The sequence below is a fragment of the Ruania halotolerans genome (assembly GCF_021049285.1).
Lineage (GTDB): Bacteria > Actinomycetota > Actinomycetes > Actinomycetales > Beutenbergiaceae > Ruania > Ruania halotolerans.
This window is the reverse complement of sequence record NZ_CP088017.1, coordinates 2081552-2098316: the sequence shown is the minus strand read 5'-3', so window position 1 is coordinate 2098316 and position 16765 is coordinate 2081552. Positions and strand designations below refer to the sequence as shown.

The 16765-nt window shown below is 65.8% G+C and carries 23 protein-coding genes; 13 read left to right on the top strand and 10 right to left on the bottom strand.

Annotated elements, in window-relative coordinates; translation table 11 throughout:
* Positions 1–36 precede the first annotated feature (36 nt).
* From LQF10_RS09305 to LQF10_RS09295, 3 genes are all read right to left on the bottom strand, one after another.
* Positions 37–468 carry a VOC family protein gene (locus LQF10_RS09305; protein WP_231067190.1) on the bottom strand — a complete coding sequence of 144 codons (432 nt, stop codon included), beginning with the start codon at positions 466–468 and terminating at the stop codon, positions 37–39.
* 152 nt (positions 469–620) lie between these two features.
* Positions 621–1976, bottom strand: a complete 1356-nt coding sequence (locus LQF10_RS09300) for a permease prefix domain 1-containing protein (RefSeq protein ID WP_231067189.1) — start codon at positions 1974–1976, stop codon at positions 621–623.
* Entirely contained in the window at positions 1976–2365 is a 390-nt protein-coding gene (locus tag LQF10_RS09295; RefSeq protein WP_231067188.1) for a PadR family transcriptional regulator, read from the bottom strand. Before LQF10_RS09295 ends, LQF10_RS09300 begins: the two co-directional genes overlap by 1 nt.
* Before the next feature lie 132 nt (positions 2366–2497).
* On the opposite strand from LQF10_RS09295, the gene LQF10_RS09290 reads away from it, so the two are divergent.
* The 5 genes from LQF10_RS09290 (at position 2498) to LQF10_RS09270 (ending at position 6866) form a co-directional block, all read left to right on the top strand.
* Positions 2498–2935, top strand: a complete 438-nt coding sequence (locus tag LQF10_RS09290; protein WP_231067187.1) for a helix-turn-helix transcriptional regulator — start codon at positions 2498–2500, stop codon at positions 2933–2935.
* 23 nt (positions 2936–2958) lie between these two features.
* On the top strand, positions 2959–3369 hold the full coding sequence (locus LQF10_RS09285) for a VOC family protein (RefSeq protein ID WP_231067186.1): 411 nt from the start codon (positions 2959–2961) through the stop codon (positions 3367–3369).
* Positions 3366–3824, top strand: a complete 459-nt coding sequence (locus LQF10_RS09280; protein ID WP_231067185.1) for a pyridoxamine 5'-phosphate oxidase family protein — start codon at positions 3366–3368, stop codon at positions 3822–3824. The genes LQF10_RS09285 and LQF10_RS09280 overlap by 4 nt, the downstream gene beginning before the upstream one ends.
* A 93-nt stretch (positions 3825–3917) precedes the next feature.
* Entirely contained in the window at positions 3918–6317 is a 2400-nt protein-coding gene (locus tag LQF10_RS09275; protein ID WP_231067184.1) for an ATP-binding cassette domain-containing protein, read from the top strand.
* A gap of 153 nt (positions 6318–6470) precedes the next feature.
* Positions 6471–6866: a hypothetical protein gene (locus LQF10_RS09270; protein WP_231067183.1), complete on the top strand. Its 396-nt coding sequence runs from the start codon at positions 6471–6473 to the stop codon at positions 6864–6866.
* 7 nt (positions 6867–6873) lie between these two features.
* On the opposite strand, the gene LQF10_RS09265 is transcribed toward LQF10_RS09270, so the two are convergent.
* Positions 6874–7338: a VOC family protein gene (locus LQF10_RS09265; protein ID WP_231067182.1), complete on the bottom strand. Its 465-nt coding sequence runs from the start codon at positions 7336–7338 to the stop codon at positions 6874–6876.
* The gene (locus LQF10_RS09260; protein WP_231067181.1) at positions 7335–7910 is read right to left on the bottom strand and encodes a DinB family protein; all 576 of its coding nucleotides are present in this window, start codon (positions 7908–7910) and stop codon (positions 7335–7337) included. Before LQF10_RS09260 ends, LQF10_RS09265 begins: the two co-directional genes overlap by 4 nt.
* A 63-nt stretch (positions 7911–7973) precedes the next feature.
* Here LQF10_RS09260 and LQF10_RS09255 point away from each other — a divergent pair, with 63 nt between their 5' ends.
* From LQF10_RS09255 to LQF10_RS09245, 3 genes are all read left to right on the top strand, one after another.
* Positions 7974–8975, top strand: coding sequence for a helix-turn-helix transcriptional regulator (locus LQF10_RS09255; protein WP_231067180.1), 1002 nt, complete (start codon positions 7974–7976; stop codon positions 8973–8975).
* A gap of 392 nt (positions 8976–9367) precedes the next feature.
* Positions 9368–10408, top strand: coding sequence for a DUF4037 domain-containing protein (locus LQF10_RS09250; RefSeq protein WP_231067179.1), 1041 nt, complete (start codon positions 9368–9370; stop codon positions 10406–10408).
* Positions 10392–11129, top strand: coding sequence for an alpha/beta fold hydrolase (locus LQF10_RS09245; protein ID WP_231067178.1), 738 nt, complete (start codon positions 10392–10394; stop codon positions 11127–11129). The genes LQF10_RS09250 and LQF10_RS09245 overlap by 17 nt, the downstream gene beginning before the upstream one ends.
* Here the strand turns inward: LQF10_RS09245 and LQF10_RS09240 are convergent.
* Positions 11084–11611, bottom strand: a complete 528-nt coding sequence (locus tag LQF10_RS09240) for a DUF2087 domain-containing protein (RefSeq protein WP_231067177.1) — start codon at positions 11609–11611, stop codon at positions 11084–11086. The genes LQF10_RS09245 and LQF10_RS09240 overlap by 46 nt on opposite strands.
* A gap of 99 nt (positions 11612–11710) precedes the next feature.
* Between LQF10_RS09240 and LQF10_RS09235 the strand changes: the two genes are divergently transcribed.
* From LQF10_RS09235 to LQF10_RS09225, 3 genes are read left to right on the top strand one after another with little or no spacing between them, the layout of a single operon-like run.
* Positions 11711–11992 (top strand): ArsR/SmtB family transcription factor, encoded by a 282-nt coding sequence (locus tag LQF10_RS09235; RefSeq protein ID WP_231067176.1) that lies wholly within the window; start codon positions 11711–11713, stop codon positions 11990–11992.
* Between the two features lie 5 nt (positions 11993–11997).
* Complete coding sequence (locus tag LQF10_RS09230; protein WP_354002646.1) at positions 11998–12381, top strand: VOC family protein; 384 nt, start codon at positions 11998–12000, stop codon at positions 12379–12381.
* A gap of 6 nt (positions 12382–12387) precedes the next feature.
* A complete protein-coding gene (locus LQF10_RS09225) occupies positions 12388–12903 on the top strand; it encodes a GNAT family N-acetyltransferase (RefSeq protein WP_231067174.1) in 516 nt (171 codons plus the stop codon).
* A gap of 17 nt (positions 12904–12920) precedes the next feature.
* Here LQF10_RS09225 and LQF10_RS09220 read toward each other — a convergent pair whose 3' ends face one another.
* The 3 genes from LQF10_RS09220 to LQF10_RS09210 form a co-directional block, all read right to left on the bottom strand.
* Positions 12921–13271 carry a DUF6966 domain-containing protein gene (locus LQF10_RS09220; RefSeq protein ID WP_231067173.1) on the bottom strand — a complete coding sequence of 117 codons (351 nt, stop codon included), beginning with the start codon at positions 13269–13271 and terminating at the stop codon, positions 12921–12923.
* Between the two features lie 193 nt (positions 13272–13464).
* The gene (locus tag LQF10_RS09215; protein ID WP_231067172.1) at positions 13465–13920 is read right to left on the bottom strand and encodes a hypothetical protein; all 456 of its coding nucleotides are present in this window, start codon (positions 13918–13920) and stop codon (positions 13465–13467) included.
* Between the two features lie 229 nt (positions 13921–14149).
* Complete coding sequence (locus tag LQF10_RS09210) at positions 14150–14434, bottom strand: chorismate mutase (RefSeq protein ID WP_231067171.1); 285 nt, start codon at positions 14432–14434, stop codon at positions 14150–14152.
* A gap of 91 nt (positions 14435–14525) precedes the next feature.
* Between LQF10_RS09210 and LQF10_RS19480 the strand changes: the two genes are divergently transcribed.
* Positions 14526–14972, top strand: a complete 447-nt coding sequence (locus LQF10_RS19480; protein WP_354002641.1) for a GNAT family N-acetyltransferase — start codon at positions 14526–14528, stop codon at positions 14970–14972.
* Between the two features lie 156 nt (positions 14973–15128).
* Here LQF10_RS19480 and LQF10_RS09205 read toward each other — a convergent pair whose 3' ends face one another.
* Positions 15129–15539 carry an NUDIX domain-containing protein gene (locus tag LQF10_RS09205; protein ID WP_231067170.1) on the bottom strand — a complete coding sequence of 137 codons (411 nt, stop codon included), beginning with the start codon at positions 15537–15539 and terminating at the stop codon, positions 15129–15131.
* 577 nt (positions 15540–16116) lie between these two features.
* On the opposite strand from LQF10_RS09205, the gene LQF10_RS09200 reads away from it, so the two are divergent.
* The gene (locus LQF10_RS09200) at positions 16117–16755 is read left to right on the top strand and encodes a maleylpyruvate isomerase N-terminal domain-containing protein (protein WP_231067169.1); all 639 of its coding nucleotides are present in this window, start codon (positions 16117–16119) and stop codon (positions 16753–16755) included.
* Positions 16756–16765: the final 10 nt, after the last annotated feature.

Sequence of the window (16765 nt, the reverse complement as noted above, 5' to 3'; positions counted from 1 at the left end):
CCCTCCCGCCGGACGGGACGGCCACCTGTGCGGCGTTCAGCCTAAACGGACGGTGCCGTCCGCCTCTACGGACCAGCCGGGGTTGTGCGCGATCTCCCAGATCACTCCGTTCGGATCGGCGACGTGCGCGTGGAAGATGCCTCCGAACTCGCCCGGCGCCGGCTCGGTGAGCACCTCACCACCGGCTGCGCGCATCGTCGCGACTGTGCTGCGGACGGCGTCCTCGCTGTCGACGTTGTGCGCCAGTGTCACGCCGGACGCCTCGCGGACGGTGCTGCCACGCTGCAGATCCTGATCGAACTTCTCGGCGTCGAACAGACCGAGCAGGAGCCCCGGCGCGATCTGAAAGAACAGGATTTCCTCGGGTACGTCAAGCAGCGCGTTCCAGCCGAGGCCGTCCACATAGAAACGGCGGGCGGCATCCAGATCGGGAGTGGCGAGGGTGAGGAAGTGGACGTTCTGGCTCATTGGCATCTGTCGCGGCCCTTTCAGTTCTGACATTGGGTGATTTCGACAGTAGTTCGACGCACTGACATCGGGTACTCCGGCCCGCTCGGGTGAACAGATCGTGCTCCTATCTGCTGACCGTCGTCGTGACAGGATCCCGGCCGTCGCGAGGCTCAGGCGAAGGAGAAGACCGGCCCCGTTGCGGCGATCACCGCCGCCGCCCACATCCCGTACAGCGGCAGGTAGCGCGTCTGCCAGGCCGCCTGGGCGGCGAACGGTCGCCGCCGGCGCAGAATGCCGAGAGCGAACCACGCCGCCCCAGACAGATGCACCAGCAAGAGAAGGTTCAGCCCCAGCGCAACGACCTTGTTCGCGCTGAGTCCGAAGTCCGCGATCCGGGTGAACATGGCCACCAAAGCAACCAGATCCACCACCACAGCCGCCCCGACCAGTGCCAGCAGGAGCGCATCGAAGAATCCCGGGCGAGCCAGCGGGTCCCGGGCAGAGAGGGAGTACAACAACAGCGCAAGAACGAGCACGAGGATCGCGTCCATCAGGATGAGCAGCTCACGGTCGACCTCGGCAAGGTCCCCGGCGGCCAGCAGCACCGCAAGGGTCACCATGACAAGCACCAGGGTCAACGGAGTGAAGACGCGGGTGAGTACCGGTGCGATGTTCTCCACAACGTCCTGTTTGGCCTCCACGAGCCACGCCGCGATCAGTACGGCTCCCGGAACCGCGAGAGGGAGGATCCAGCTCTCCAGTACCGGTTCGAGGTCGGCTCCCACCAAGGAGAGCACGGCGAACGTGAGACCGATCAGCACCCCGCCCCCGAGCGCTAGGAGGCTGAGGTAGATGGCCCACTCACCGGTGAACCGCACCAAGTCCATGCGGCGAGAATGGCTGCCCCACTTCCCTCCGATGTAGGCGATCCCGACGAGGGACCAGAGCACCACCGGAGTGTGCAACGCGGCCAGAATCACGGTGTCGCCCCCGGGCTCGAAGGGATACAGGTTGAGCACCAGGGCGAGGACGGCGAACACACCAGCGATCAGTGCGATCGTGAGCACACCCAATCGCCGCTTCCACGCCAGGTAGGCAATCAGGAACGGGGCGGTGAACAGGCCAACGTTTCGCGCGATGACTGAGGGGTCGTCGATCAACGCCACACCAGCCACAGTTGTCAGCCCGGCGCCGGCACCGAGGACCATCGCCACGACCAGTTCCCGCGGGAGCCACCCCGCACCACCGTCCGCATCCGGGGCCAGGACCAGCTGCTTCCAGAGTCGCTCGGAGTGCTCCCGGGCGAACTCGGCCGAGACGGCATCGAGGTTGCCGATCCGTTTCACAGCGATCAGGAACGCCTCGTCCTCGGTGAGGCCCGCCTGAACGAGATCGTTCACCTGCGAACGCAGGTGGTCCTCCATCTCGTCCACGTCGTCGGCAGCAATCGCTTGGCGGCGCAGCAGATGTCCGCGCCAGATGTCGATGTGCGTGTTCAGAGTGTTCTCAGGGTGCCGGCTCTCCATCACGCACCGCCAGCCGGGACGCCGCGGCGTGCTGGGCCGCCCTCAACGCTGCGCCAGACCTGGGCTAGCGCATCCGCGACCACCTCCCACTGCCGTTGCCGCTCGGCCAGGACCTCGCGGCCCAGTGGCGTGATCGCATACCGCTTCCGGCGGCGTCCCTCAGCGGAAACGCTCCACTGCGCCGTCACCAGGGCGTTCCGTTCCAGTCGGTGCAGTAGCGGGTAGAGCATCCCGTCGGTCCACTGCATCTGATCGTCGGACAACTCGCGCACACGCTTGAGGATCGCGTAGCCGTAGGACTCCTCCCGGGCGAGGATCCCCAGAACCAGCGAAGTGGCAGAAGCCGCCACCAGATCCTTGTCGATGTGAACCGCGGACGTGCCGACCATGACGCCTCCCATACATAGAACCGCTAGGGTGCAGCATAGCAGCGCTAGGGTACGTGCGATCGACGCCGCTGAGCTAGTCGGGGAGCGCATGCTGCGTGCCGGCGATCGTCACGGCCGTGGCACGATCGTCGGGTGAACGGTGACATTGCGGTCGAGCAACGCCTGCGTGACCTGCGGCTCCTGCGCACCGTGCGGGACCGGATTGACCGCGAGTATGCCGAACCACTGGACGTGCCGGCCCTGGCGGCCGGTGTGCACATGTCGGCCGGGCACCTGAGCCGCGAGTTCAAGCAGGCGTTCGGGGAGTCCCCGTACTCGTACTTGATGACGCGCCGGATCGAGCGGGCAATGGCGCTGTTGAGGCGGGGCGACCTCTCCGTGACCGAGGTGTGCTTCGCCGTCGGGAGTTCTTCGATGGGCACATTCAGTACCAGATTCACCGAGTTGGTGGGGATGCCACCGAGCGTCTATCGCCGCCGGGCCGCCGACGGTGAGGGCGCCGTGGACCTGCCCACGTGCATCGTCAAGCAGGTGGCCAGACCGATCAGGAATCAAGAAGCGCCACGCTGAACGTTCCACCTAGTGTGACTGCCATGGACATCACGATTCACTACACGTTCCTCCCGCACACCGACGCCGAGGCCGCCCTCGGTTTCTATCGCGACACCCTCGGATTCGAGGTCCGCCAGGACGTCGGCTTCGATGGCATGCGATGGATCACTGTCGGTCCGCCGAATCAGCCGGAGACCTCGATCGTGCTCACCCCGCCAGCCGCGGATCCAGGCATCACCGAGGATGAGCGCGCCACCATCCTCGAGCTGATCGCCAAAGGCAGTTTCGCCGCACTCACTCTCGCTACGGACGACCTGGACGGATTGTTCGAGAAGCTGCAAGCCAGCGGTGCGGACGTGCTGCAGGAGCCCACCGACCAGCCGTACGGAGTCCGCGACTGCGCATTCAGGGATCCCTCAGGGAACCTGTTGCGCATCAACCAGCGCGCGTGAGCCGCGAGCGGGGGCCCCGGTCGGGCGCCCAGCGCAAGGCGGACGTTCTCGCCGCGCTGAAGACTCCAGCACTGGACGGGTGGGTCGCCACGGCCTCGCCAGACGGCGACCCCTACCTGGTGCCGTTGTCGATCGTCTGGGCGGGCGATCAGGTGATCATCGCCGTCGACGGCGGCTCCCGCACCGCCCGCAATCTGCTCGCCTCTGCGCATGCCCGGGTGGGGATCGGCCCCACCCGGGACGTGGTGATGATCGACCTCGAGCTCACGCGGACGGCGGACGTCGGTAGCGATCCCACACTTGCGGATGTCTACGCAGCACAGGCCGACTGGGACCCTCGAGGGAGCGAGGGATACGTCTACCTGGTGCTGCGCCCCACGCGGATCCAGGCGTGGCGCGAGGCCGACGAGACTATCGGGCGCACACTCATGCGCGACGGCTCCTGGAGCGTCTGAGACCCGAATGTCCCCACGGTCCGGTACACATGGACTTGCACCCCCTCCCTGCACACGCGGGGTCCAGCACTCACCGAGGAGCACACCGCACCGATGGCCACTTCTGCCCAGCCGCACCCGGCCGACACCCATGATCTGATCCGGGTGCAGGGCGCCCGGGTGAACAATCTCCAGGACATTTCCGTCGAGATACCGAAGCGTCGCCTCACCGTGTTCACCGGTGTGTCCGGCTCGGGCAAGAGTTCACTCGTGTTCGGCACCATCGCGGCCGAATCGCAGCGGATGATCAACGAGACGTACAGCGCGTTCGTGCAGGGGTTCATGCCCACGTTGAACCGGCCGGAGGTGGACCTGCTCGACGGACTCACCACCGCGATCATCGTGGATCAGGAGCGGATGGGGGCCAACCCGCGCTCGACGGTCGGCACCGCCACGGACGCGAACGCGATGTTGCGGATCCTGTTCTCCCGGCTGGGGGATCCACACATCGGGTCAGCGCAGGCATTCAGCTTCAATGTGGCCTCACTCAGCGGCGCCGGAGCGGTGGAGATCGAGCGCGGTGGAGAGAAGATCAGAGAGCGCCGCGACTTCGCCATCCAGGGCGGGATGTGTGCGCGGTGCGAAGGGCGCGGCTCGGTGAGCGACTTCGACCTGAGTCAGCTCTACGACGAGACCAAATCGCTCAACGACAGCGCACTGACCATCCCTGGATACACCATGGACGGCTGGTACGGGCGGATCTTCCGCGGCTGTGGCTTCTTCGATCCGGACAAGCCGATCAAGGATTTCACCACGAAGGAGCGCGACGCGCTCCTGTACAAGCCGCCGACGAAGATCAAGGTCGACGGCATCAACGTGACCTACGAGGGGCTGATCCCGAAGATTCAGAAGTCGATGCTCGCCAAGGACGTGGAGGCGATGCAGCCACACATCCGGGCCTTTGTGGAGCGGGCCATCGTGTTCGGAATCTGCCCGGACTGTGACGGCACGCGACTGAACGAGACCGCCCGGTCCTCCAGGATCGATGGGGTGAACATCGCCGAGGCGTGCGCGATGCAGATCACCGATCTTGCCGCGTGGATCGGACATCTCGACAAACCATCAGCGGCACCCCTGCTCGGCAGTCTCGGTGCCTTGCTGGACTCGTTCGTGGAGATCGGGCTCGGTTACCTCTCTCTCGACCGTCCTGCCGGAACGCTCTCCGGTGGTGAGGCGCAGCGAACCAAGATGATCCGGCACCTCGGCTCCTCCCTGACGGATGTCACCTATGTGTTCGACGAGCCAACGATCGGCTTGCACCCGCACGACATCGCTCGGATGAATGACCTATTGGTGCGGCTGCGGGACAAGGGCAACACCGTGCTCGTGGTCGAGCACAAGCCGGAGGCCATCGCGATCGCCGACCATGTGGTCGATATTGGGCCGCGAGCTGGCAGTGAGGGTGGCCAGATCGTCTTCGAAGGGTCCATCGAGGGCCTGCGCAAGAGTGGCACTCTCACGGGGACCCACCTCGATGATCGGGTACACGTCAAGGACGAAGTGCGATCGCCGTCCGGTGTGATCGAGGTGCGCGGTGCTGCCTCACACAACCTGCAGGGCGTAGACGTGGACATCCCGACAGGCGTGCTGGTGGTGGTCACTGGTGTGGCCGGGTCCGGAAAGAGCTCCTTGATCCACGGGTCCGTGGCGCCGCTCGATGGCGTGGTGGCGATCGACCAAGGCGCCATCAAGGGATCCCGGCGATCCAACCCGGCCACCTACACCGGACTGTTGGATCCGATCCGGAAGGCGTTCGCCAAGGCCAACGGCGTCAAGCCCGCGTTGTTCTCCGCCAACTCCGAGGGCGCCTGCCCGGCGTGCAAGGGCGCCGGGGTGATCTACACCGAGTTGGGCTTCATGGACACAGTGGAATCGCCATGCGAAGAGTGCGAGGGCAAGCGGTTCCAGGCCGCGGTGCTGGAGTACACCCTCGGTGGGGCGAAGGCCGATGGCGGCAAGGACATCAGTGAGGTGCTGGAGATGTCCGTGGCGCAGGCGGAGGAGTTCTTCCGCTCCGACGCCGCCAAGGTGGCCGCGGCCCACACGATCTTGCAGCGGATGGCTGACGTCGGGCTCGGGTACCTCAAGGTGGGGCAGCCGTTGACGACCCTGAGCGGGGGAGAGCGGCAGCGGCTCAAGCTTGCGACCCATATGGGCGCCAAGAGCGGCACCACGTACATCCTCGATGAGCCGACCACCGGGTTGCACCTGGCCGACGTCGAGCAATTGCTGGGCCTGCTGGACCGCCTGGTGGATTCGGGCAAGTCGGTGATCGTGATCGAGCACCACCAGGCCGTGATGGCGCATGCGGACTGGATCATCGATCTGGGTCCGGGCGCAGGGCACGACGGCGGCCGCGTGGTCTTCGAAGGCACGCCGGCCGAGTTGGTGGCCGGCAAGGAGACGCTGACTGCGCAGCACCTCGCGGAGTATGTGGCCGCCGCGAGCACCTGATTCCACACCTCGATCGCCTCGACGGCGTAACGATCGGTTCCGCCGGAACATAGATCGTCTAGGAGAGAGGCGGTCAACGTGATGACAACGGTGCGACGTCCTGCGCGAGGAGGCGAGCATGGCGCGCCTCTTGGGGCACTAGGAGCCATCGGTTTGCTCGTCCTGTCCGGATGTGCTGGCACCAGCACCGCGGCAGGGGGTGGCAGCAGCTCCGGCGACGCTGCGGTGTGGGAACTCACCGACCCCGGTGCCGTCGATCCACCGGATCGGGTGCTGACAATCGGGGTCATCCGACTGGACTGTGCCTCCGGGTTCACAGGCGAGCCACTTCCGGCGCAGGTGGCCTACGAGGACGACCGGGTGGTGGTGACCGTGGACGTGGAGCCGCTCGAACTCGACGCAGCGAACTGTCAAGGGAATCCGGCAGTGCCGATGACGGTCGTGCTCGACGAGGCGCTGGGGGAGCGCGAACTGGTGGACGGCGCATGTCTGGAGGGGGACGCCGTCGGGACGTCCTTCTGCAGCGACGCGGTGCGCTGGGGGCCGTGATTCTCGTTCAGTCGAGGCAGAACTCGTTACCTTCCGGGTCGGTCATGACGATGAATCCGCCGCTCATTGGCGGGTCCGGCTCGAACCGCTCCACTCGCGTAGCACCGTGCGTGACCAGTCGCTCACATTCTGCCTCCAGTGCCGCCATCCGCTCGTCGCCCTCGAGGCCGGGGGCGGTACGCAGGTCGAGGTGGATCCGGTTCTTCGCGATCTTGTCCTCAGGCACCTGCTGGAAGAAGATGCGCGGCCCGTTGCCCTCGGCGTCCTCAAGCGCGGAGCTACTACGACGTTCGGACTCGGGGACGCCGATTTCGGCGAGGAACTCATTCCACACGCTGAACGGGTCGGTGCCCTCGGGAATCTCCCGGCCCGGGGGAGCGGGGTGGACGTACCCCGCCAATGCCTCGCGCCAGAAGTAGGAGAGCGCCACGGGGTCGTGGGCGTCGAAGGTCACTTGAAACTCGCGGCTCATTGGGGTGCTCCCTGGGTGTGGCGGTACAGGTCGCGCATCAGGCAGACCTCGGACAGGTGATGGATCAACTCGCGGTGGATATGCAGGATCAGGTCTGCCATGGGTAGCTCCGGGAAGGGCTCCTTGTCGCCCACGGGCACTGTGAGGTCGTCGGCGCTGAGGCTGCGCACCCCGGTCAGCCAGGTATCCAGCTGGGTCTGTAGCTGATCGAAGGCTGCCGCGCCTGTGCCTGCGTACTCCCAGGACTCGTAGGAGGCAGGCGGGGCCCCGAAATGTGCGGCGTTCCGGGCTGCGAGGACGCCGACGATCACGTGCCCGAGCCGCCACGCGATGGTGGTCAATGGTGCCGGTGTGGGCTCGGGGAACGCGAAGTCGATGGTGAAGTCACCCACGCCCCCCTGTACCGGCGCGGTCGAGGTTCCGCGGGGCCGGACGCTCCATGCATCCGGAACGGGAGACCAGAAGTACTCGTCGTCGGTGAGGTCGGCGAGGCGGGGCTGCAGGTGATGCGCCCAGTGCCATTCGATCTGCTCGCGGAGATGGTGGTTCCAGTCCAGCTCGTTTGATCTCATGGGAACAGTCTGGGATGTATCGCGGACAGGTTGGGTCCGCTATGTCTGGCAAGATGCTCCGGTATGGAGGTCGCAAGCGCTGAGGAGCGAGGGACTACGGAGCGAGTGCTCAGCCTGCTCGGTCTGCTACAGCAGCGGCAGGTATGGACGGGCCCGGAGTTGGCGAAGCGGTTGAGCGTCACGACGCGCACGGTCCGGCGCGACGTCGAGCGCTTGCGTGAGCTCGGGTACCGGGTGGAGGCGGCCCAGGGGGTCGGTGGGGGATACCGGTTGCAACCGGGTCAGGAGTTGCCGCCGCTGATGCTTGACGATGCGGAGGCGATCGCGATCGCCGTCTCGCTGCTCGCGGGTGCCGGTGCCGGCGTGACCGGCACCGACGATTCCGCGCTCGGGGCGTTGACGAAGCTTGACCGGGTGCTGCCGACCCGGCTCCGGCAGGAGGTGCAGGCGCTGAGTCGTGCCGTGGAGTCCTTCACCGGTGGGCGATCACCGGTCGATCCGGCAGTGTTGATGGTGCTGGCCCGAGCGTGCCGCGATCACGTGGAGGTGGCCTTCGAGTACCCGCCTAGGGCAGGTGCGAGCGATAGCGCACGGGCTACGCGACGGGTGGAGCCGTACCGGCTGGTCACCTCAGATCGGCGTTGGTACCTGTTCGCATACGACCTGGATCGGTCCGACTGGCGGACCTTCCGGGTGGACCGAATGACCGACGTGGCGGCCCGGACATGGCGGTTCACACCGCGGGAGGCACCCGATGCCGCCGCCTACGTCCAGGACGGCGTGACCAGCCGGGTGTACCGGCGTCAGGCGCGGTTCCTCGTGGAGGCACCGGCGGAGACCGTGCGGCGGCAGATCCCGGCGAGTGCCGCCGTCGTGATCGAACGGCCGGGCGAGCGCTGCGAGGTGCGCGCCGGGTCGGACGACCTGGACTTCGTGCTGCTGCACGTGGCGCTCCTCGGTCATGAGTTCACGGTGCTGGAGCCACCTGATCTGGGCGATCGTGCCGCCGACGTGGCTGCACGGTTGGGACGTGCGTCCGGTGGCGTCCGGCCTCCCGGATCGTAGAGGGTCCCCGCCTCGGCGCGAGCGGAGAAGTTCCGAAGGGCGTGGTCGCGCAGTGCCCGATTGCCGACGATCACAGCCGCAGCAGCCACCTGTAGAGGAAGTGTGGCGCGATGGACCAGCGCGCGTTGGACGATGGCTGGACCGAGTACCCGCTCTAGTTCCGCCGCACCGAAGGCGCCAATCCGCGGTGCGATGTCCGGGCCCACTCCCGCACGGCGGTGCCTAAGTCTGACGCGGCAGTGCTCATCCCTCGCACACTACGCGTGGGTGGCGGCGGCGTACCTCGAGGCCGAGTCGGGGCGCCAGAGAATCCACGAGACCGTCACGACGACGCCCGATAGCGTACGAGCCATGAACGTCACGCTCCGGCTCCCACGATCGAGACCGCGCGGATGAACGGGCGCTCCCTGGCGCGGCGCTACTACGAGGAGATCGTGCGTCCGCTGCTGCTTGAGCGGTGGCCAGGACTGCCGCATGCCGCAGGCAGGCTCGGGAGCGGATCCGACGTGCTCGGCTTGGACGACGCCATGTCACGCGATCATGACTGGGGCCTGCGGCTGACGTTACTGGTGGATGAGACGTTGGTCGCCGATGTGGATGCGCACCTGGCCGAGATGTTGCCGGGGATGTTCCTGGGCCTGCCGACGCGGTTCGCGCTCTCCGGGCATCCCGAGGCCGTCCATCACGTGGAGGTGTCCAGCCCGTCGCGATTCGCCATTGATCGGTTGGGGTTCGATCCCAGGGCCGGGCTGTCAGTGGACGAGTGGCTGTCGGTGACCGGCCAGGCGGTGCTGGAGGTGGTGGCCGGTCCGGTGTTCCATGACGAGACAGGCGAGATCGCGCAGATTCGCGAGGCCCTGGAGTGGTATCCGGGTGATGTGTGGCGATACGTCGTGGCGACGGATTGGATCCGGATCGAGGAGGAGATGCCACTGATGAGCCGGGCAGGCGATGTCGGCGACGACCTCGGCTCGCGGGTGATTGCGGCGCGGTTGGTGGATGTGGCGATGCACCTCGGGTTCACCCTGCATCGGCGCTGGATGCCTTATCCCAAGTGGCGGGGGACCATGTTCCGCGAGCTACCAGGGGTCGGCGGAATCCACGACCACCTGACGGCGGTACTGCGGGCGGGGGAGTGGCGCGAACGGCAGGCCCATCTCGCTCGCGCCCTGGACTTGTTGTTGGCGGCTCAGGAGACGGTCGGGCTGCCCGCGCAAGCACCAGCGACGATGGACTTCTGGGACCGGCAGTACTTGGTGCCGCGGGAGGAGATCGCCGCCGCTCTGCTCGCTGATATCGGCGATCCCGCGGCGCGATCGCTCCCGCGGGGGCGCGGGAGCGTGGAGCAGATGACCGAGAACGTCGCTGTGCTGGTGGATCCGGTGCAGCGTACGCACGCAGTGGGGAGGGGAACCGATGAGTGCCAATCGTGAACACCGAACGGTACTGACACCTGATGGCGTCGCGCTGCGCGTAGTCGCCGCGGGAGCCGGGCGTGAGGCACTGATGCTCTCGGGTGGGCCAGGATGCGTGAACTACCTGGCCGATCCCGCGTTGGTGCCCGATGGGGTCCGCGGCTGGTGCCCCGATCCACGGGGCGTGGGCGCGTCCGGAGGAGAGGCACACGATATGACGCAGGCGGTCGCTGACCTGGAGACCATCCGTACGACTCTAGGATTGACGGCTTGGGACGTCGTCGGGCACTCATGGGGGAGTGACCTGGCGATCCGGTACGCGCTGGACCATCCCGAGTCCGTGCGTCGCGTCGTAGGTATCGCTGGGCACGGGTTCCACAAGGACCGCACCTGGTCGGCGCTCTATGAAGCCCGGAAGCATGACCAGCCGTCCCCCGAGATTCCCTACGACGTGGACGTGTGGCGTTCCCTGAACACATCGTTCACGGAGTGGATCCACGAGCCCGACCTGTGGCGGCGGCTGGCTGATTCGACGGTGCCGATGACCATCATGGCGGCCGGTGACGACATCCGACCGCCCTGGCCACTGCACCAGATCGCGGCGCTGGTGCCGCGGGCCACGTTGGTGACACTGCCGGACGTGCCGCACGACTTCTGGCACACTCACCCCGACATCTGGCGTGACGCAGTCGGTCAGGCACTGGTGGCGGGTGACGACGCCGGCGCCACCCGCACGTAGACCGCCGTGTGCGGATCGCGGGTGAAGTAGCCGAAGTCCACGAGGTGGCGTCGGAGCAGGGCGTGATCGTCGGCGACCTGCGTCAGTGTGACCTTGAGGGTGCGTTCCTCGTAGGTAGCCGAGCGCAGGTAGTCGTGGGCGAGCCAATCCAAAAGGGCGCGGAGCTGGTCGCTGTTGCTCGGTACTTCCACGAGGCGGCCGTGCCGGAAGGCCAGTTCCTCCGGTGCTCTTGCTTGGCCGACTAGATGGTGCCGACCTGACATCTCCGTGCGCACCTCCTCGAGCGCTGCCGCGAACGTAGCGGCGATGGCATCGGGCGTTCCGGTGGGGTCGATCCCGGCGGCGCGCAACCGCTCGGCCGCCTTGCGATGAGTCGGGCCGGGCGGCTGATCGCCACCGGCAAGGATGCTGGCGAAAGCCATCACACGCTCAGGCGAACTGAGTGCAGAGAGCAAGGTCGGCGCGATCCGCGGTTCGGGCATGCGGCCACTGTCGCACTGTTGGGAGGCGCAACGCATCCAGATTTCTGGGGGAGTGGAGACCTGTTGACATGCAACTCAAAACTTGCCTATCGTGTCCGTGTGGCCGATGTCTACAAGGCTCTCGCTGACGAGACCAGGCGGATCTTGCTCGATGAGATCGCGGCGGGCGATGGGAAGACGCTCTTCGAGCTGTGCGCGACGTTGACGATGCGACATGGTCTGACTCTGACCCGCCAAGCCGTATCCCAGCACCTGGGCGTCTTGGAGGATGCGGGCTTGGTGACCACCGAGCGACGCGGCCGGTCCAAGTTCCACTACTTCACTCCGGAGCCACTCACCGAGATAGCGCGACGGTGGCCGACCGAAAGGACTGACCCGTGAGGATCATGCTCGCCACCATCTTCGTCGACGACCAGGTGGCTGCGCTCGACTTCTACACGAACGTGCTCGGGTTCACCAAGAGGCATGAGGTGCCCGTGGGCGATGACTTCTGGCTCACAATGACCTCACCTGAGCAGCCCGACGGTCCTGAGTTGCTGCTGGAGCCCGCCCGGCATCCGGCGGTGAAGGAGTACCGCGAGGCCATGGCCACCGATGGGATCCCGTTGCTGCAGCTCACGGTCGATGACGTGGAAGCCGAGCATGCGAGGCTGACGGAGCAGGGCGTGACATTCACGCAGCAGCCGACTGACATTGGCACTGGGACGATCGCGGTGTTCGACGACACCTGTGGGAACCTCATCCAGATCATCGCAATGAAGCCGGAGTAGCAGAGCATGCTCCCTGCGCCCACCAGGCGCCTGCGCTTCCGGGAGATGACCCCCGACGGCCTCGACGAGATGGCGGACCTTCCCGGGGACCCCACCGTCATGGCGTTCTACTCGGCGCCGAAATCTCGGACGGAAGCGTCTGTGTGGATCGACTGGAACCAACGCAACTACGCTGAGTACGGCTACGGCTTCTGGGTCCTGGAAACCCTCGAGGGCGAGTTCGTCGGCGACTGCGGACTGACGTGGCAACGCGTCAACGGTGTCGCCACACTCGAGGTCGGTTATCACGTGCGTAGCGCGCACCAGGGCTTGGGCTATGCCAGCGAGGCGGCGGCCGCCTGCCGCGACTTCGCACGGGAGGCGCTGGGAGCGGGGGAGCTGGTTGCGATCATCCACCCGGAGAACCATGCGTCACGTCGCGTGGCGGAGAAGATCGGGATGGTGCACGTCGACGACATCGATCCGGGGCACGACGGTGCCCGGACTGTCCTGGGTATGGACCTCACGAGTCGGTGGAGTTGACGGCCAAGCACACGGGTTCAGCCGTACTCGCGTAGCAGCACCTTCGCACGGTCCCAGATTCTGCTTCGCACGATCCTCAGGTGCTCATTGGCAAGTACCAGCTCTTCGTCAGACCCACGGTTTCCATTCATCGAGTGAAGGACCACGTCGTTGAAGCTGCCCATTCCACCGAAGGCGCTCAGGAGATGATCGAGCCCGTAGATGTCACGTGCACAGATCCGGTCGTGATCGGACTTGAGCCACCGTATCCACCCGTCGGGGCCGCCAGCGCGTTCCAGGATGGCGACGGCATACTCCAGGTCCGTTAGCAGCGCGTCGATCTGAACATCGGGGGATTCGGCAGCGTCGAACTTCCCAAGACGAACCATGATCGAAGCATCGCACGGGAGTCGGAGCGTCCACGCCAGATCGAGTCCCTGCAGCAGCGCAGTAGTCGCTACCGTCCACGCGATGGGCAAGGATCCCGGTGGTCACGGATCGATGGTGGCGATCGCACGCTGGCGAGAGGAGGTCTCAGTCCGCATCGACGACCAGCCGGGTACAAGCCTGCGACCCTGGTGGTCACATGACGAGCATTCCCAGCGCTGTCAGCGCCTCCCGCAGTGCCGAGGAGATCGTTGGCACGGCCACCTTGAGCAACATAGCCGCCGCAACGACCACGATCGCCGCATGCCCGGTTGCGCTGCGCCTGTCCTCTCCTCGGCGGAACACCATGCCAGCCACGATCGCACCAGCGCCAAGGACGACGCCGTAGACCGATCCTTCGACATTGCTGACGCCGAACGTCATCCACAGAGCTGCTGCCGCACCGAACAGGAGCGCAGAGTGCAGGGGAGTCATGACCACTTTCCGATGGGCCGAGACTCCGGCCACCACAGCGGCGGCTGCGATCGTGGGAACGAGCACCCAGAGCATCACCGAATAGGCGACCAGTACCCACTGGTGCACTGCAGTGGCAGGACTGAACATCGAATCCATGGCGATGATGGCCGCGCCACCAATGACGGAAGGCATCATGTCGCGCACGCTCGAAGCCACGACTGTGTCGCGTTCTGTCGCTCGGTCCCAAGCCACCGGTGTCGGTGTCAGGACACGCTCGTCCACCGTCATCATCAGCTCCCATGTCGAAGCTCAGGGAACCGTCACGTTACTCCGCGTTCATCGTCTCGTCACCGATGCGCGCCGGAAGTTGAGGGAACCGACGTTCAACTCGGTCACGATGTTCCGGTTCGACGGCCTGCTATCCCTAATGGACGTCGACCTCTAGTGCGATGAAGGCGCCAATCATGGCTCGGTATGCCGCCTCGACGACATCGGGTGAGGCCCCAGTAAATTCCGCCTGTGTCCGGACCTTGTCGATCACTTCCTCTACGCGCGTTGGCGCATGCACCGTTTCAACCGCCTGACCGCGCTTCAGTACGCCTGCTCGAATGACTTGGACTTGCCGCTTCGCAATCCGATCAATGATCTGGCTGTCCAGCGTGTCGATCTCGGCTCGGACAGTTGCGAGTGAAGGGTCTGCGGCGGTCATTGGCCCACCGTAGTCGTCGGCGCCTACCGCCACCGGCGAGTCACTGGAGTCAGGTGGCGGCGACCCGGACAACCATCCCTAAACTGGCTCCATGGAGATCCGCCTTGCAGACCGGTCGGACCTCGGGGACTTGGCTAGCCTGCTCTGGTTGCATGCTCCGCCACACGAACAGGCCATGCAGACCGTTGAGTCCTTCGCGGTTGATCTTGCCGGGTGGTGGGCAGTTCACGACGGCTCGCATCGTGCGTTCCTCGCTCGACTTGGCGAGTCCGAGGTCGTCGGCATGGCATGGGTGGCGCTCCTTCCACGGGTGCCGAGGCCAGGTGTGCTAAATCGCCGCTCCGCAGATATCCAAAGCGTGTTCGTGGTGCCGGAGCATCGCGGAAAGCGCATCGGTTCGGCCCTCGTAGAAGCCGCATCGGAGCACGCGTTGCACCTCGGGGCCAGTCGGGTGACCGTTCATTCTGGGAGGTTGGCTGTGCCCGTCTACGAGCGCCTGGGATTCGCGCCCTCCCGGCAGCTTCTTCAAAGAGAGTGATGAGCAGCTACGACCCGCGATCATCCCGGTTGCGGCACGTCCAACGTATCGCCGATAATGTACATTATGTCATTCTCCAGGTCGCGGGTTGTTTGAGTCATGGTCCCCCGCGATCTTGGACACGCAGCAGACCGAGTGCTACATGCGCTGTCAGGGCTAGCCAATGCTCTTCAGAACTAGCTGGAAGCTATCGCCGAGCATCTCCGGCTTGAGTCGGCTCAGCGCGTCGTCCCGGTCAACCCACTCGTACGCGTTGTGTTCGCCCGGCGCGAGGTTGATAGAGGTTCCCCATGGGACCTGCAGGTAGTAGATGGCCCAAGCGACGTCATGCGTGCGGACCGGCGTGAGGTCACCAGAGATCCCGGTCTCCTCGTCCAGTTCGCGGGCCGCCGTTGCATCGATGCATTCCCCCGGCTCACGGCACCCAGACGGGAAGCCCCACGCCCAGTCACCGGCCTCGCCGACCGGGAACTCACTGTTGTGAAGCAGCAGGAATCGCCGGCCCGCTGGCGAGTCGCTAAAGACGGCGACCATGGCGCCGCCCGGGGTCGTCGCTGAACTGGCCACAGCCCATGTCTACACGAGGCACCGAGCGCACGTCACCCTTGACCCCGCGACGACTCCGCTCCTTGCTCCGAAGGACAACGAGCGTTGATACGCAGGGCTTTCAGTAGCCATCTGAGTACTGCGATCAGAGGGATCAACGTGGCTGGGCCTACCACGGCCCCGCCCCGCTTGTAGCCGAGAGCCACGAAACAGACCATAGCCATCCCGCCCGCTCACCGAACTTTGCCGCGGCTGACATCCGGAACATCGGGATGTCTGTCGTGCTGCAGTCGAAGCGGCTCTGCCTCGGCTTCTAGACACCGGCGAACGTAATGCCGTGCACGGGGCTCTTCTCGAGCGACACGCTCACGATTGGCGACGGCCCGATCGACGCCGTCACACATGCGGCGCATTCGGCAGGCCACCACCGTCGTCGACGGCACGATCGTGGCGATCGACGCGTTGTCCGACCCGGAACGCCTTGCCGCGCTCGAGGTCGCGGGTATCTCGTGAGATTCGGGCTCATCGCCGCAACGCTCGGGGCCCTGGACCAGAAATCCGTTCCTTCCACTCCGCCGAGGCCGTAGGTTCGTGAGCCATGACTGCACCTGTGCCGACCTCGGCCAACCTGCGTACCGTCGTCAACGACCTCATGGACGCTTTCGCCACCATCCCCGACGACGCCTGGGACAGGCCGGCCCACGGGCTCGACTGGGACTGCCGCGACACTGCGGCTCACCTCTTGGACGACTTCGGTGCCTACGCGCTCCAGCTCTCCGGCTCCACTCCCCCCATGAATGAATACCTCCGCCTGGACGAAGGGCCACCACGACGGGAAGGAAGTCTGCCGATGATGTTCTGGCCGGAACCCGATGGCGGCAGCCTGCTCATCACCGAATGCGTGGACGCCCTCGGTGGACTGCTGGTAGCCGTGACAGCAACGGCACCGTCGAATCGGCGCGGTTGGCACCCGAGCGGACTTTCGGACGCATCCGGCTTCGCGGCCATGGGCATCGTCGAAGGGGCGCTGCACGGCTGGGACATCATGACCGCGCAGAACGCCGACTTCTCGATAGACCAAGAGATTGCCGCACGCGCGCTCAACCGACTGTTCCCCGGCGTACGGCGGACCGCGGACCCCTGGGACGACTTGCTCGCCGCCACCGGGCGTACGCCGCAAACACGGGGCCAGTACTGGCGCTGGGACTCTACTGTTCGCGATGACTACGGTCTCTAGTGCCAGGTGG

What these genes read in the sequence shown, in the direction of transcription:
- LQF10_RS09305 (WP_231067190.1), bottom strand. Translation starts at nt 468, where the DNA reads ATGAGCCAGAACGTCCACTTCCTCACCCTCGCCACTCCCGATCTGGAT.
- LQF10_RS09300 (WP_231067189.1), bottom strand. Translation starts at nt 1,976, where the DNA reads ATGGAGAGCCGGCACCCTGAGAACACTCTGAACACGCACATCGACATC.
- LQF10_RS09295 (WP_231067188.1), bottom strand. Translation starts at nt 2,365, where the DNA reads ATGGTCGGCACGTCCGCGGTTCACATCGACAAGGATCTGGTGGCGGCT.
- LQF10_RS09285 (WP_231067186.1), top strand. Translation starts at nt 2,959, where the DNA reads ATGGACATCACGATTCACTACACGTTCCTCCCGCACACCGACGCCGAG.
- LQF10_RS09275 (WP_231067184.1), top strand. Translation starts at nt 3,918, where the DNA reads ATGGCCACTTCTGCCCAGCCGCACCCGGCCGACACCCATGATCTGATC.
- LQF10_RS09265 (WP_231067182.1), bottom strand. Translation starts at nt 7,338, where the DNA reads ATGAGCCGCGAGTTTCAAGTGACCTTCGACGCCCACGACCCCGTGGCG.
- LQF10_RS09260 (WP_231067181.1), bottom strand. Translation starts at nt 7,910, where the DNA reads ATGAGATCAAACGAGCTGGACTGGAACCACCATCTCCGCGAGCAGATC.
- LQF10_RS09255 (WP_231067180.1), top strand. Translation starts at nt 7,974, where the DNA reads ATGGAGGTCGCAAGCGCTGAGGAGCGAGGGACTACGGAGCGAGTGCTC.
- LQF10_RS09250 (WP_231067179.1), top strand. Translation starts at nt 9,368, where the DNA reads ATGAACGGGCGCTCCCTGGCGCGGCGCTACTACGAGGAGATCGTGCGT.
- LQF10_RS09245 (WP_231067178.1), top strand. Translation starts at nt 10,392, where the DNA reads ATGAGTGCCAATCGTGAACACCGAACGGTACTGACACCTGATGGCGTC.
- LQF10_RS09240 (WP_231067177.1), bottom strand. Translation starts at nt 11,611, where the DNA reads ATGCCCGAACCGCGGATCGCGCCGACCTTGCTCTCTGCACTCAGTTCG.
- LQF10_RS09230 (WP_354002646.1), top strand. Translation starts at nt 11,998, where the DNA reads ATGCTCGCCACCATCTTCGTCGACGACCAGGTGGCTGCGCTCGACTTC.
- LQF10_RS09225 (WP_231067174.1), top strand. Translation starts at nt 12,388, where the DNA reads ATGCTCCCTGCGCCCACCAGGCGCCTGCGCTTCCGGGAGATGACCCCC.
- LQF10_RS09220 (WP_231067173.1), bottom strand. Translation starts at nt 13,271, where the DNA reads ATGGTTCGTCTTGGGAAGTTCGACGCTGCCGAATCCCCCGATGTTCAG.
- LQF10_RS09215 (WP_231067172.1), bottom strand. Translation starts at nt 13,920, where the DNA reads ATGATGCCTTCCGTCATTGGTGGCGCGGCCATCATCGCCATGGATTCG.
- LQF10_RS09210 (WP_231067171.1), bottom strand. Translation starts at nt 14,434, where the DNA reads ATGACCGCCGCAGACCCTTCACTCGCAACTGTCCGAGCCGAGATCGAC.
- LQF10_RS19480 (WP_354002641.1), top strand. Translation starts at nt 14,526, where the DNA reads ATGGAGATCCGCCTTGCAGACCGGTCGGACCTCGGGGACTTGGCTAGC.
- LQF10_RS09200 (WP_231067169.1), top strand. Translation starts at nt 16,117, where the DNA reads ATGACTGCACCTGTGCCGACCTCGGCCAACCTGCGTACCGTCGTCAAC.